4 protein-coding genes are annotated in these 15,983 nt (G+C 66.3%); all 4 read right to left on the bottom strand.

The genetic code is table 11. The annotated features are described in order from the left end of the window. Window positions 1-92 precede the first annotated feature (92 nt). Window positions 93-2,045, bottom strand: coding sequence for a MacB family efflux pump subunit (locus NUV89_RS07750; protein ID WP_257780855.1), 1,953 nt, complete (start codon window positions 2,043-2,045; stop codon window positions 93-95). A 3-nt stretch (window positions 2,046-2,048) separates the two neighbouring features. Beyond that, entirely contained in the window at window positions 2,049-3,200 is a 1,152-nt protein-coding gene (gene macA, locus NUV89_RS07745; protein ID WP_257780854.1) for a macrolide transporter subunit MacA, read from the bottom strand. Between the two features lie 178 nt (window positions 3,201-3,378). Next, complete coding sequence (locus NUV89_RS07740) at window positions 3,379-14,682, bottom strand: non-ribosomal peptide synthetase (protein ID WP_257780853.1); 11,304 nt, start codon at window positions 14,680-14,682, stop codon at window positions 3,379-3,381. Next, entirely contained in the window at window positions 14,679-15,974 is a 1,296-nt protein-coding gene (locus tag NUV89_RS29905) for an amino acid adenylation domain-containing protein (RefSeq protein ID WP_374684465.1), read from the bottom strand. The genes NUV89_RS07740 and NUV89_RS29905 overlap by 4 nt, the downstream gene beginning before the upstream one ends. Between the last annotated feature and the right edge of the window lie 9 nt (window positions 15,975-15,983).

Below are 15,983 nucleotides of genomic sequence, written 5' to 3'. Positions count from 1 at the left end.
AGCCAATGCATCAGGTGACTGATTCACCGCATTCGCGAGCAAGCCCGCTCCCACATTTTTGACTTTGATTGTTCAGAAAAATCTCGTCCGACTCAATCCCGCGCCAACGCCTCAATCGGGTCCAACCGCGCCGCATTCCGCGCCGGCACAAACCCAAACACAATGCCGATCAACGTCGAACAGGCAAACGCCGTCACCACCGAGCCCAGGGAAAACACCATTTCCCACTCCTTCACAAACAGCGAAAACAACCCGCCCAACGCATACGACAGCGCGATCCCGATGATCCCGCCGATCAAGCACACCATCACCGCCTCCACCAGGAACTGCTGGCGGATATCCGACTGCCGCGCCCCCACCGCCATGCGAATGCCGATCTCACGGGTGCGCTCCGTCACCGACACCAACATGATGTTCATCACCCCGATGCCGCCCACCAGCAAGGAAATCACCGCGATCAACGACAGCAGCAACGCCAGCGAGCGGCTGGTTTTCTGCACCGTCTGCATGATGCTGTCGAGGTTGTTGGTGAAGAAATCCTTAGTGCCGTGGCGTTGCAGCATCAGCTGGTTGACGTTGTCTTCCACCACCTTGCTCGGCTGGCCGTCCTTGATGCGCACGGTGATGCTGTCCAGATGGCGCTGCCCGAGCAAGCGCCCCGCCGCCGTTTCGTAAGGCACCCACACGTTCAACGCCTTGCTCGCGGCAAACATGTTCTTGTTGTCGGCGGTCACGCCAATCACCGTGCACGGCAGGTTGCCCACCAGGATCACCTGGCCCAACGGGTCAACGTTGGGCCCAAACAGGCGCTGGCGGGTGTTGTGGTCGATCACCACCACTTGCGCCTGGCGCCGCGCGTCGCTTTCGCTGAAGGCGATGCCGGCTTCGAGTTTGAGGCCCTTGACCTTGAAATAACGTTCGCTGACGCCATTGACCTGCGCATCCAGGTCGATATTGCCAAAGCGCAGCAACAGGTGGCGGCCCACCACCGGCGTGGCGCTGTCCACGTAATACAGCTGGTTCAACGCGTCCACATCCGAGGGCAGCAACGTCTCGATGGCCGACGCGCGGCTGTCGCCAAAACTGCTGCCGGGAAAGATATCGATGGTGTTGCTGCCAATCGCCTGGATGTCCTTGAGCACATAGCGCTTGGCGCCTTCGCCGATGGCCGAGATCGACACCACCGAGGTGATGCCGATGACAATCCCGAGCATGGTCAGCAAAGTGCGCATGCGGTGGGACACCAGCGCGACCCAGGCCATGTTGAACGCTTCCTTGAACAACCCCAGGCTCGCCACCAGGCGTCGCGCGCCGCTGCGCTTGGGTTCAATCGGCGCTTCGCCGGGCAGCTCCAGGCCGGTATTGCGCGTGTCACTGACGATTTCACCGTCGCTGACCTCGACGATGCGCTGCGCGTTGGCCGCCACCTTGGGGTCATGGGTGACGATAATCACCGTGTGCCCGGCCGCATGCAGCTCGGCGAGGATCTGCATGACCTCCTTGCCACTCGCCGTGTCGAGGGCGCCGGTGGGTTCGTCGGCGAGGATCACTTCACCGCCGTTCATCAAGGCGCGGGCGATACTCACCCGCTGCTGCTGCCCGCCCGAGAGCTGGCTTGGGCGATGGCCGACATGCCCGGCCAGGCCCAGGCGCGCGAGCAACTCCCGCGCGCGGCTGTGGCGTTGGGTTTGCGGCGTGCCGGCGTAGATCGCCGGCATTTCCACGTTGTGCAACGCGCTCAGGTGCGTCAGCAAGTGGTAACGCTGGAAGATGAACCCGAAGTAGTCGCGGCGCAACTCGGCCAACTGCTCGTCGCCCAACGAGCGGGTCTCGATGCCGTTGATCTTGTAGCTGCCGGCCGTGGCGTAATCGAGGCCGCCGAGGATGTTCATCAGGGTGGACTTGCCCGAACCCGACGCGCCGATGATCGCCAGCATTTCCCCGGCCTCGATCGTCAGGTCGATGCCCTTGAGCGCAATGAACTCACGCTCGCCGGCCATGAAACTGCGGGTGATGCCCTTGAGTTCCAACAGTGGCTGGCTCATCCGTCAGTTCCCCGCCACGGCGGGCGTGGCGTCGCCGATCACCACGGTGTCGCCCTCGGCCAGGCCGTCGAGGATCTGCACCTTGACGTTGTTATTGATACCGGTCTGCACCTCACGCGCCTGCGCCCGCCCTTTGGCGTCGAGCACCCGCACGGCATAACGACCGTCGTTGTTGCGCGGGCCGAGCGCCGCCACCGGCACGATCAACGCCGCCTGGGCGGTGGCGAGCACGATGCGCACCTGGGCGGTCATGGCGATGCGCAGGCGATGGCCGGGGTTGGGCACGTCGAACAGCGCGTTATAGAACACAGCGGTGTTCTGCTTGGGCGTGCCGGCAGCCTGGGTTTCGAGGAAGTTCTGCGGCGCCGGCTCCGTACCGCGCAGCGTGGCGTAGTAGCGCTTGTCGGCCTCGCCGAGGATGGTGAAATACACCTTCTGGCCAGGGCTGATATGAATCACATCCGCCTCCGAGACCTGGGCCTTGACGGTCATGGTGTCCAGGTCCGCCAGCTTCAGCAGCACCGGCGCCAGTTGGCTGGCGATCACCGTCTGGCCTTCCTGGGTGACGATGCCGACCACGTCGCCATCGATGGGCGCGACGATCCGCGTGTAGGCCAGGTTGATCTTGGCGGTGTCGATCTGGATATGCGCGCTCTTGATCTGCGCATCCAGGGACAACAGGTTGGCCTGCTGCACCTGGAACGTCGATTCAGCGCTCTCGAAATCCTGGCGCGACACCGACTCGTCATCCTGCAAGCCCCTGTAGCGCTCATACACCGAGCGCGCCTGCCTGAGCTGCGCCGCCGTCGCGCGGCGCTGGGCCTGGAGGTTTTCTTCATCGACCTGGGCCTTGCGCAGGGTGTTCTGCAGGATCAACGGATCGATTTCCGCCAGCCACTGGCCCTGCTTCACCTTGTCGCCAACCTTGACCTTGAGCGACTTCAACTGCCCGGACACCTGGGCGCCGACGTCGACCTGCTTGATACCCTCCAGCAAACCGGTGGCCAACACGGCGTTTTCGATATCACCGCGCTCGGCCGTCGCGGTGAGGTACTGCGGGCCCTCGGCGGGGGCTTGCACGGTGTAGACAATCAGGCCAATGGCAATGGCCAACACGCTGAACAGACCCGCTTTGCGAAATTTTGAAGTGTGCATAAATGACCATAAACAAGGGGTGAAATGCGCTCTAGCGCGGGCACGGTTCAAAAATGTGGGAGCGGGCTTGCTCGCGAAAGCGGTGTGTCAGTCAAAGATGTTCCAACTGAACCACCGCATTCGCGAGCAAGTCGAATCGTCGCACCGCCGCTCCCACACTGGGTTCGGTGTACATCCGTCACGAAACGCCCTCTCGCACCACCGCACCTTGTAACCACCACTGGGCAAGCCCCTGCACATTCGGCGCCTTGAGCAAGGTGAAGTGATTGCCGCCGCCATACCACACCTCCAACTCCCTGCCCTGGCGGCGCCAGCCCTCGATCATCACGCCCTGCTCGCGCTGATTGCCCGCCGCATCCAATGCCGGGTCTTGCGCCAATACCAGGCGCACCACGCCGTCAAAGCGCCGCCCCGGCCGGTACACCGTGCGCAACGCCGCCCCATAGGTGCGCGCCGGCCCGTCCATCGCCGCCACACTGGCCCGCGCCGGCAACAAACCGACCGCGACCATGCCGGCATGCAAGCTTTGGCGCTGCGCCACCTCATCGCGCCCGGCGAAGTCCAGCGGGTCGATCCCCAACGACTTGCCCGCCGCCAACTGCATCGACTCGATCAAGCGCAGCAACGCCGCCGTGGTCGTGTACGCGCGGCCCGCACCACCCGGTGCTTCGCTGTCGATCACCGTGAGCGACGCCACCTCGCGCCCTTGCGCCTGCAACTGCAACGCCATCTCCAGCGCGACCCAGCCGCCAAACGAATGCCCGACCAGATGCACCGGGCCTTCAGCAGACTCCTGCGCCAGCGCCGCCAGATTCGCCCGCGCCGCCGCTTCCACCTGGCTGTGGGGCACCGCCTCGCCATCCAGGCCACGGGGCTGCAAGCCAAACAGCGGCCAGTCGCGCCCCAGGGCTTCGCTCAAGCCGACAAAACCGGTGACGCTGTCCCCCGCCCCCGGCACGCAGAACAGCGGCGCATGCCCGGCGCGCCCGCCCTGAATGCGCAGCAACGGTGAATGTGCCGCCTGCGCCACGGGCGTGCAGCTCGCCAGTGCCCCGGTGATTGCCTGGCCCAGCGCCTGGATATGCGGCGCCTGCATCATGCTCTGGTGATCGCCCGGCACTTGCACTTGGCATAATTGGCCCGGCACCAGCGCGGCCTCCCAGCCCAGGGAAACGCTACGCCGCGCCAACTCGGTGGGCCGCTCTTGCGCACTGAACAGATGCACCGTCATCGGCAACGGGAACAGGCTGTAGTGCGCCAGCGCATGCCCATGCCCGACTTCCCGTGCCAGGTAATGCGCCAGGTCGGCATCCGTCGCCGCCGCCATTTGCGCGTGCAGCAAGCCGACCGCGCGGCAGCGGTGCAGCAACTCGGCAAATTCCAGCTGGGCCATGTCCGCGTCCAACTGCCCAAGGCGCGCCAGCAAATCTGCCCGGTCCTGGCTTTTCCAGTACGCCGTGCACTGCAACAGCAACTGGCGCTTGAGCGCATCCGCCCCGCTCCAGCGCGCCTTGCCTTGGTCGGTCAGGCGCGGCACGTAGCTGTCGAGCAAACCGAGGAACGCGACCGGTTCATCCGCCCCCAGCAACTGCATCGCCACTTCGTAGGCCAGCACGCCGCCAAACGACCAGCCAGCCAACCGATACGGGCCATGGGGCTGGATGCCGCGGATCAAGCCGACCAACCGCGCGGCCAGGCCCTCCATGCTGTTCAGGTGCGGCTCGCCGAGGGCCACGCCTGGCAGGCCATAGATCGGATAGTCGCCGGGCAGATGCTGGCCCAGCGCCGGGAAATACACGTCCATGCCGCTGAATTCGTGGACCAGGAACAACGGCGCCTGGCTGCCAGCGCTGCGCACCGTGACCACCGGGCTGTCACCCAGCGGCGCGTCGCTGCGCTGGCGCAACAGCGCCGCGACGGCGGCCACATTGGCATGCTGGAACAGCTCGGCCAGGGACACCGGCAACCCCGCCTCCTCCAACACGTTCACCAGGCGGATCGCCAGCAACGAATGCCCGCCCAGCTCGAAAAAGCTGTCATGGCGCCCCACCTGTTCCAGCTTCAGCACCTCGGCCCAGTGCTGTGCCAGGGTTTGCTCCAGCGCATCGGCCGGTGCTTCGAATGCACGGCTGACCAGCGCCTGCAATGGCGGCACGGGCAAGGCCTTGCGATCCACCTTGCCATTGCCGGTCAGCGGCAACCGCGCCAGCGCCACATAGGCCGACGGCAGCATGTACTCCGGCAATTGCTCGAGCAGATGGGCACGCACCTGGTCGATCTCCAGGGGCTGCGCCGCCCAGGTGAAATACGCCACCAGGCGCTTGTCTCCCGGCACGTCCTCGCGGGCCAGCACCACCACGTCCTGGATGGCCGCCAAGGCGCCGAGACGCGCTTCAATCTCGCCCAGTTCGATACGGAAACCACGGATCTTCACCTGGTCGTCATTGCGCCCGATGCACTCCAGCAGACCGTCGGCCGTCCAGCGGCCAAGGTCGCCGGTGCGGTACAGCAGCGCGCCGCCATTGAACGGGTCGGCCACGAACTTCTCAGCGGTCAACGCGGGGCGATTCAAATAGCCCAGGGCCACGCCATCGCCACCGATGCAGATTTCCCCGGCCACGCCCAACGGCACGGGCTGCAAGTGCGCATCCAGCACATGCACCTGGGTGTTGGAGATCGGCCGGCCGACGGGCACGCTGTCGGCGTCAGCGGCCAACGCGCGCACTTCATGGGTGGTGGCGTAGGTGGTGCTTTCCGTCGGCCCGTAGCAATGCACCAGGCGCAATGCCGGCGCCCGCGCCAACAGGCGGCGAAACGCCGCCGGGTCGGCGCGCTCGCCGCCACACAGGAGGATGCGCAAACCCGCCAGGGCCTCGGGGATCAGTTGCACATAGTGGTTGAACAACGCGGTGGTCACGAACAGCACCGTCACCTCGGCCAGGGCCGCGCCGAACGCCACCGGGTCGAGCACGGTGGCGTGGTCGATCACCTGGATCTGCCCACCGTTGAGCAACGGGCCCCACACGTCCATGGTGCTGGCGTCGAACGCCGGGTTGGAAGCGAACGCCACGCGGTCGCTGGCATTGAAGTCGGCATAGCCATTGTTGAGCACCAGCCGCGTGATGCCGCGATGGGGCACCAACACGCCTTTGGGCGTGCCGGTGGAGCCGGAGGTGTACATGATGTACGCCACGCTCTCCGACGACTGCGACAGGCCGGGGTTGTGGCTCGGTTGCGGGTCGAGGGCCAGGGTGTCCAGGTCCAGGCGTTGAACCGCGCCATCGACCACGGCATCGCTGCGCGTCAACACGCAGGCGGCGGCACTGTCTTGCAGCATGAACCCCTGGCGCTCGGCGGGCGCGTGGATGTCCAGCGGCACATAGGCAGCCGCGCACTTCAGCACGGCGAGTTGGCTGACCAGTAGGTCCACGGAGCGCGGCAACAGCAGCGCAACGTTATCGCCGGCCCGCACCCCCAGCCCCAACAGGTGATGGGCCAGGCGGTTGGCGCGACGGTTCAGCTCGCCATAACTCAACCGTTGCGCGCCCTCCACCACGGCCAGCGCGTCAGGCCGCGCCTGGGCCTGGGCTTCGAACAGGCGCTGTACCGTGTGCTCCCGGGGGAACAGGCGCGTGGTGGCATTAAATCCGGCCAACCGCCGGCGCTCGGCAATCGACAGGATCGGCAAGTGGCCGATGGCAACCGCGCTGTCGTGCTCCAACGCCTGCACCAGTTGCTCCACGGCGGTGTGCAGGTAGTCGCAGAGACGCCGCGCACCCTGGCCCACGGCCGTCAAGGTGAACCCATCCGCCAGGTCATCGACACTCAGGGACACGCCGTAGTTGCTGTGTTCCTCGGCCTTGAGCACTTGAATCCCCTGCCAGCCCTGGCTGCCCACCGGCGCGGCACTGTGGCGATAGTTGAACAGCGTGCCAAACAACGGCGTGCCCACCGGCACGCCGCTGCACCGCTGGGCCAGCGCGAGCGGCGCGTGTTCATGGCTGAGCAACTGGGTCAGGCGCCCGTGGGTGGCGCGCAACGCATCCAGTACGCTGTGCTCACCCAGATCGACCCGCAGCGGCAAGGTATTGATAAACACCCCGATGGCGCGCTCGGCGCCGTCACCACCGTGCAAACGGCCGAGCATCACCGTGCCGAACACCACCGGCTCGCGGCCCGCGACCTTGCCCAGCACATGGGCCCAGGCCAGGTGCATCAGGCTCGCGGCGCTCACGCCCGCTTGCCGTGCCTGCGCCCGCAGGCGCTGGCTCAACGGCGCATCAAGCTGGCGCTGGACGTGCTCGTCGGCGCCCAACGCTTCGACGGCGGTCGGCTCATCGATGGCGCCGAGCATCTCGCTAAAGAACGCCGCATGATCGTCCACACCCAGGCGGGTCTGGGCCACATAGTTGCGATACGGCACAGGCGCGCCGAGGGTGTGCGGGGTGCCCAGCAGGAACGCCTGCATCTCGTGTTGCAGGATGTCCAGGGCGATGTGGTCCATCACCAGGTGGTGGAACAGCAAGGTGGCGACCACGCGCTGCGGTTCCTCGGCGTACACCAGGCGCATCAACGGCGCCTGGGCCAGGTCCAGGCGTGGCGGCAACGGCCCCGTTTCCACGCGCAGCACGGCCTCGCGCCACACCACTTGCAGCGGTTCTTCCAGGCCCTCCCAATGGAACGATGAACGCAACGCGTCATGGCGCTGGATCACCGCCTGCAAGGCCTGGGCAAATGCGTCCAGACGCGCGCGACTGTCGAAGGCGAACTGCGCACGCAGCACATAGTCGTCGCGGCCCTGCGCGGCGCGATGGTGGTAGAGCATGCCGGCCTGCAATGGCGCCAGCGGGTAGATGTCCTGCACATTCGCCGCACCACCGGGGATGCAGGCAACCACACGGTCGATGGCCGCTTGCTCCAGGGTGATGAGCGCGAGCATGTCCGGGGTGATGTGCGTGCAATCGGGTGCAATACGATTGGCCGGCACCGCGACTTCGCGCCCGCCGCCCAGCGCGGCGGCCAACGCCGCCAACGTCGGCTGGGCAAACAACACTTTCACATCCGCCGACAGCCCGAGGCGGCGCATGCGCCCCACCAGGCTCACCGCCAACAGCGAATGGCCGCCCAGCGCGAAGAAGTCGTCGTGACGCCCCACCCGCTGCACATTGAGCAATTCGGCCCACAGGCTGGCCAGGGCGATTTCCGTATCGCCCTGGGGCGCTTCGTAGTCGCGGACCAGCACCGCATCCGCGCCCGGTGCGGGCAAGGCCTTGCGGTCGAGCTTGCCGTTGGGGCTCAGGGGCAGCACGTCGAGGTGCACGAACAGCGCTGGCACCATGAACTCCGGCAGGTGCTGCAACAGGTGGGTGCGCAGGGCGTCGATCTCGCTGCGCACGCCGGTGTAATAGGCCACCAGGCGCTCGTCGCGGGCGATCACTGCGGCTTCATCGACGCCCAGATAGTCGATAAGACGGGCGTGGATTTCCCCCAGTTCGATGCGCAGGCCACGGATCTTGACCTGATCGTCATTGCGCCCCAGGTATTCAAGAGTGCCGTCGGGCAGATAGCGGCCGAGGTCACCCGTGCGGTACATGCGCGCGCCGGTGAACGGGTCCTTGAGGAAGCGTTCGGCCGTCAGCTCAGGCCGGTTCAGATACCCCCGCGCCACTTGCACACCGCCGATAAACAGTTCGCCAACCACCCCCAGCGGCACCGGTTGCAGTTGCCCGTCCAATACGTACATGCGCGTGTTGGCGATGGGTTTGCCGATGGGCGTGTTATCCGGCGTGACGGCGCCCGCGCAATGCCAGGCGGTCACATCCACCGCCGCTTCGGTCGGGCCATACAGGTTGTGCAGCTCGCTGCCCGGCAACTGCTGCTTGAAACGCCGCACCAAGCTGCCGGGCAAGGCTTCGCCGCTGCACATCACACGCACCAAGCCGGCGGCCTGGGCGATGTCGCCGTGGGCGAGGAACACATCGAGCATCGACGGCACGAAGTGCAGCGTGGTGATCTGCTCGGCCGCGATCACTTCGCACAGGTACAGCGGGTCTTTGTGCCCACCCGGGCGCGCCATGACCAACCGCGCGCCAGTGAACAGCGGCCAGAAAAATTCCCACACCGACACGTCGAAGCTGAACGGGGTTTTCTGCAAGACCGTGTCAGCGGCAGTCAGGCCGTAGGCGTCCTGCATCCACAGCAAGCGGTTGACCACACCTGCGTGGTCGTTGATTACGCCCTTGGGTTGGCCGGTGGAGCCGGAGGTGTAGATCACGTAGGCGCCCACGGCGCTGACCTGCGGGTTGTCGGTGGATTGCTGCAACCAGGTCGGTTGCTCCAGGTCGATCACCGCTACCGCGCCCAACAGCGCGCGCGTCGATGCCTGGGCCAGCACCACGACTGGCGCGCTGTCTGCAAGCATGTAGGCCAGGCGTTCTGGCGGATACGCCGGGTCCAGCGGCACATAGGCGGCGCCGGCCTTGAGGATCGCGTACAGGCCGACCACCATGTCCACGCCACGCTCCACGCAGATCGCCACCCGCGAATCCACCTGCACGCCCTGCGCCAGCAGGTGATGGGCCAACTGGTTGGCCCGTGCGTTCAGCTCGGCATAGGTCAACACAAGGTCGCCCGCCTTCAGCGCAATGGCTTGCGGCGTGCGGGCCACTTGCGCTTCGAACATCCTGTGCAAGGTCTGGTCGAGGTTGTAAGCCACTTCGGTCGCGTTGAATTCACCCAATAGCTGCTGGCGCTCACGCTCATCCACCAGCGGCGCATGCGCCAGCACCGCCTGATCGTTATCGACCATGGCCTGCAACACGCGGGTGAGGTAACCGGCATAACGGCGCACGGTGGCTTCATCGAACAAGGCCTGCGCATATTCCAGCGCGCCGAGAATGGCGCCCTGCACTTCGCCCAGGTCCAGGGACAGGTCGAACTTGGCGAAGTGGCTGTGTTCGACGATGCCTTCCAGCGCCAGGTCGCCCAAGGCCAGGGCCGGCGCGCTGCTGTCCTGCCAGGTGAGCAAGGTCTGGAACACCGGGCTGTGGGCCAGGCTGCGAGTGGGCCGGGTGATTTCCACCACTTGCTCGAACGGCAGGTCCTGATGGGCCTGGGCGGCCAGCGCCTGGGCCTTGACCCGCGCCAACAGCGCTTCGCTGCTCACGTCGCCCGAGGTGTCGATGCGCACCGCCAGGGTGTTGACGAACAGGCCGATCAGCCCTTCCACCTCGACGCGGTTGCGATTGGCCACGGGGGAGCCGATCACCAACTCCGACTGCCCGGACAGCCGCGTCAACAGCGACGCCCACGCCGTCATCAGGATCATGTAGAGCGTGGTGCCATGCCGTTGGCCTAGGGCCTTGAGCGCGGCCGTCAGGCGCTCATCCAGGCGCACCTCGACGCTGCTGCCGGCGTAGTCCTGCCGCGCCGGGCGCGGGCGGTCGGTGGGCAAGGTGAGCAACACCGGCGCACCGGCCAGCGCTTGCTGCCAGTAAGCGCTTTGCCGATGCAGCACTTCACCGCTGAGCCACAGGCGCTGCCACACCGCAAAGTCGCCGTACTGGATCGCCAGCGGCGGCAACGGGTCGGCTTGCCCAAGGCTGAACGCCTTGTACAACGCCATCAATTCGCGGGTGAGCACGCCCATGGAGCCGCCATCGGAGACGATATGGTGCAGGGTCAGCAACAGCACATGGTGATCGTCGGCCATCACGATCAAGCGCCCGCGCAGCAGCGGGCCGCGCTCCAGGTCGAACGGCGCGGACGCCTCGCCGTGGATCAACGCCTCCAGCGCCTGCTGCGGTTGCGCGTGGTGGCGCAGGTCCTGCACTTGCAGGGGCAGCACGTCTTCCGGTGGCAGGATCAGCACCCGCGCCTCGTCGCCGTGCTGGGCGAAGCGGCTGCGCAGGGTTTCATGCCGCGCGACAATCCGCGCCAGCGCCCGTTGCAGCGCCTCCACATGCAATTGCCCGCGCAAACGCAGGCCGATGGGAATGTTGTAGGCGGTGTTGGCCCCTTCCAGCAGCGCGAGGAACCACAGGCGTTGCTGGGCGAACGACAGCGGCACGGCGTCGTCGCGATTGGCCGGGAGGATGTCCGGCAAGGTGCTGCGCCCGGCGCTGGCCAATACGTCGGCGACGGCGGCCAGTTCGGCGTTGGCGAACAGGTCGCCGAGCAACAGCTCCACACCGAGGCGCTGGCGCACCTGCGAGACCATGCGCATCGCCAGCAGCGAATGCCCGCCCAGTTCGAAAAAGTGATCCCGTCGCCCTACGCGCTCAACCTGCAACACATCGGCCCAGATCTGCGCCAGCACGCTTTCGATCTCGCCCTCGGGCGCGGCGTACTCGCGGCTGAAGACGGCGGCCATGTCCGGCGCCGGCAGGGCCTTGCGGTCGAGCTTGCCGTTGGCGGTCAGGGGCAGTGCAGGCAGTTTTACGTAAGCTACCGGCACCAGAGTGTCCGGCAGGTGCGCCTGCAAGTGCGCGCGGATTTCGCCTACCGTCAGTGCGTCGAACTGCGGGTTCTCGGTGAAGTACGCCACCAAGCGTTCTTCGCGCACCAGCACCACCGCTTCCTGGACGCTGGGCAGTTGGTTGAGCTGGCTTTCGATTTCACCCAGTTCGATGCGCACCCCGCGAATCTTCACCTGATCGTCGTTGCGCCCCAGGTACTCCAGGTTGCCATCGGGCAACCAGCGCGCCAGGTCGCCCGTGCGGTACATGCGCCCGGCGTTGAACGGGTCGTGCAGGAAGCGTTCGGCCGTCAGCTGCGGGCGGTGCAGATAGCCGCGCGCCACGCCCTTGCCGCCCACATACAACTCCCCCGCCACCCCCAACGGCACCGGACGCAGTTGTTCATCCAACAGGTACACCGTGGCATTGGCGATGGGTTTGCCGATATGCAACGGCTGCCCCGCCTCGACCTTGCCCGACGTGGCCACCACCGTGGCCTCGGTGGGGCCGTAGTTGTTGATTACCTCGAAGCGCTGCCCACGGCCAAACTGGCGCAGGCGATCGCCGCCGATCAGCAAGGTGCGCAACGTCGGGTGCTCGATGTGCTGGCTGAAGGCGTACTCGGCCACCGGCGTCGGCAGGAAGCTCACATCCAACGGCTGCGCGCACCACCAGGCCAGCAGTGCGTCGATGTCCTCATTGCCGTCCTGGGCCGGTGGCAGGTGCAGGGTCGCGCCCACGCACAGGGCCGGCCACACTTCCCAGGCCATCGCATCAAAGCCGAAACCGGCAACGCTGGCGGTGTGGCGCCCGGCGCGCAGGTCGAAGGCCTGGCAATGCCAGTCCACCAGGTTGGCCACCGTGTGGTGTTCCACCATCACGCCTTTCGGCTGGCCGGTGGAGCCGGAGGTGTAGATCACATAGGCGAGGTGTGCCGGCGTCACCGCCACCTGGGGATTGCCCGCCGAATGGTGCTGCCAGGTGTAGCGGTCGAGGTGGATCACCGGCATATCGAGGGCCGGCAAGCGCTCCAGCAACGCCTGCTGGGTGAGCACCGCCACCGGCGCACTGTCGCTGAGCAGGTAGTGCAGGCGCTCGGCCGGGTGCGACGGGTCAATCGGCACATAGCAGGCGCCCGCCTTGAGCACCGCGAGCAAGCCGGCCAGGGTGTCGAGGCCACGGCGCGCGACGACGGCCACGCGCTGGTCAGGCTTCACCCCAAGAGCGAGCAGATGATGGGCCAGCAGGTTGGCTTGTTGATTCAGCTCGCTATAGGTCAGTTGCCGGCTTTGCTGCACGGCGGCGATGGCGTCGGGCGTGAGGGCGGCCTGGGCTTCGATGCGCCCGTGCAGTGTGCTGCCCTGGGGGAAATCGGCCCCGGTGGCGTTGAACTGTTCCAGCAGCAACTGCTGTTCGGCGATGGGCACCACCGCGAGCTGGCCCAACGCCGTCAACGGCGCCTGCTCAAGCGCCGTCACCAGATTCTCGAGGGCGGTTTGCAGGTAGGCGCAGACACGCTGCGGATCGACCTGGGTGGTCGCCAGCAGGCGCAGGATAAAGCCGTCACCCAGGTCATCCACACTCAGGGTCAGCGGGTAATTGGTGCGTTCATCCGAGCGCAGCGTCGTGATGCCCTGCCATGCCGCCTGCGCGTCGCTGCTGCCGGTGGCGCTGTGGCGATAGTTGAGCAAGGTGCTGAACAACGGCGTCGGCGCCAGCACGCCGCTGCACCGCTGGGCCAGGGCCAGCGGCGCATGTTCATGGCGCAGCAGGCCGGTGAGGCGTGCGTGGGTGGCCTTGACGGCGCTGCGCACGTCTTCACCGCCCACATCCAGGCGAAACGGCAGGGTGTTGATGAAAATCCCCAAGGCGCGCTCCGTGGTGTGCCCGCCGTGCATGCGGCCCATCAGCACCGTGCCGAACACCACCTGGGACTTGCCCGCCAGCGCACTCAACACCCGGGCCCAGCCCAGGTGGAACAGGCTGGCAACGCTCACCCCCAACAGCCGCGCCTGGGCGCGCAGGCGCTGGTTGAGCGCGTCCGCCAGCGGCCAGTCGAGTTCGTTGATGCCCCGGCCATCGCCCTGCACGTCCTGCAAGCCAAAGGGCAAGGTCGGCTCGACCACATCCCCGAGCATCTGCCGGAAGAACGCCTCATGTTCCTGCTCACTCACCCCCAGCCGCGCCTGGGCCACGTAGTCGCGAAACGGCACCGCCGCGCCCAACTGCGCGCCCTGCCCTTGGAGGAACGCCTGCATTTCATGGCGCACCACCTCCAGGGCGCTGTGGTCGAGGGCCATGTGATGGAACAACAGCATCGCCACGATGCGCTGCTGCGCCGGGTCCGCCGCCCAGGCCAGGCGTAGCAGCGGCGCCTGGGTCACGTCCAGGCGGTAGTGGCGCGCGTCGAAACGGGCGTGCAGTTGTGCGGCGATATCGCCGGCGGCCGGGTCCAGTTCCACCGCCTGCACCGGCAGGCAAGCGTTGCGCCACACCACTTGCGATGGCTGCTGCACGCCCTCCCACACCACGCCGGTGCGCAGGATGTCATGGCGCTCGATCACGCCTTGCAGGGCTTGAGCAAACGCGTCGAAACGCTCGACGCTGTCAAAGGCGAACTGCGACTGCATCACATAGGGGTCGCCCTGGGCGGTGCGCACATGGTGGAACAAGATGCCTTCCTGCAACGGCGCCAGGGGGTAGATGTCCTGGATATTCGCCACGCCACCGTCGACGCTGGCGACGATGCGCTCGATCTCGTCCTGGCTCAGGCTGGACAAGGTCAGCATGGCCGGCGTGAGGTGCTCGGCATCGGCCGGAATGGCATTGGCCGGCACCTCATTGGCGGCCGCGTATTCACCGGCTTTCAGCAGCTCGATCAACGCCGGCTTGTGTTCACGCAAGGCGGCGAGGATCAACGGGTCGCTCAACGCCTGTTTGTTGCCTTGCACCGCCAATTGCTCGCCCTTGAGCGCCAGTTGTACATCCTTGGTTTTCAGTGTCGCCAGCAGTTCGAGGATGCTCACAGGACGATCTCCATTCGTTCAGTTATTGCGGCGTAGCCCGCCAGGGTCGGCTGTTCGAACAACGCACGCACATCGGCTTCCATGCCCACCTGGCGCAAGCGCCCGATCAAGCTCACGGCGAGCAGCGAGTGCCCGCCCAGTTCAAAGAAATTGTCCTGGCGCCCGACCCGCTCCACCTTGAGCAGTTCGGCCCAGAGCTGCGCCAGCAGGATCTCGGTGTCGCCCTCGGGCGCTTCGTACGCGTGTGCACTTAGCGCCTCTACATCCGGCGCCGGCAGGGCCTTGCGGTCGAGCTTGCCGTTGGGGCTCAAGGGCAAGGCGTCGAGGTGTACAAACAACGCGGGCACCATGAATTCCGGCAGGCCGCGCAGCAGATGTTCACGCAAGTCGCTGGCCCGTGTGCCGGTGTAATAGGCGACGAGGCGCTCGTCGCGGGCGACCACGACGGCTTCCTGGACCTGGGGATGCTCCAACAGGCGCGCCTGGATTTCCCCCAGTTCGATGCGCAGGCCACGGATTTTCACCTGGTCATCGTTGCGGCCCAGGTATTCCAGATTGCCGTCGGGCAGGAAGCGCCCGAGGTCGCCGGTGCGGTACATGCGGCCGCTGCTGAACGGATCTTTGAGGAAACGTTCAGCGGTCAGTTCAGGCCGGTTCAGATAACCCCGCGCCACTTGCACACCGCCGATAAACAACTCGCCGACCACCCCCAGCGGCACCGGCTGCAACTGCGCGTCCAGCACATACATGCGCGTATTGGCGATGGGCTTGCCGATCGGCGTGTTGTCCGCCACCTCGGGGCGTGCGCAGTTCCACGCGGTCACGTCGACGGCGGCTTCGGTGGGGCCGTACAGGTTGTACAGGCCTATTCCCGGCAGTTGCTGCTTGAAGCGCCGCACCAGGCTGCCGGGCAAGGCTTCGCCGCTGCACATCACGCGCACCAGCCCGGCCGCCTGGCGCACATCGCCTTGGGCGAGGAACACGTCGAGCATCGACGGCACAAAGTGCAGCGTGGTGATCTGCTCGGCCGCGATCACATCGCGCAGGTACAGCGGGTCCTTGTGCCCGCCGGGGCGCGCCATCACCAGCCGTGCGCCGGTGAACAGCGGCCAGAAGAACTCCCACACCGACACGTCGAAACTGAACGGGGTTTTCTGCAAGACCCGGTCGTGGGGCTTGAGGCCGTAGGCGTCCTGCATCCACAGCAAGCGGTTGACCACACCCGCGTGGTCGTTGATTACGCCCTTGGGTTGGCCGGTGGAGCCGGAGGTGTAGATCACGTAGGCGCCCACGGCGTTGAC

The sequence above is a fragment of the Pseudomonas sp. 18.1.10 genome (assembly GCF_024655625.1).
Lineage (GTDB): Bacteria > Pseudomonadota > Gammaproteobacteria > Pseudomonadales > Pseudomonadaceae > Aquipseudomonas.
This window is presented reverse-complemented; position numbering and strand designations above follow the sequence as displayed.

Bases quoted from the DNA above. Each gene is read 5' to 3' on its own strand.
- NUV89_RS07750 (WP_257780855.1), bottom strand. From the start codon at position 2,045: ATGAGCCAGCCACTGTTGGAACTCAAGGGCATCACCCGCAGTTTCATG.
- macA (WP_257780854.1), bottom strand. From the start codon at position 3,200: ATGCACACTTCAAAATTTCGCAAAGCGGGTCTGTTCAGCGTGTTGGCC.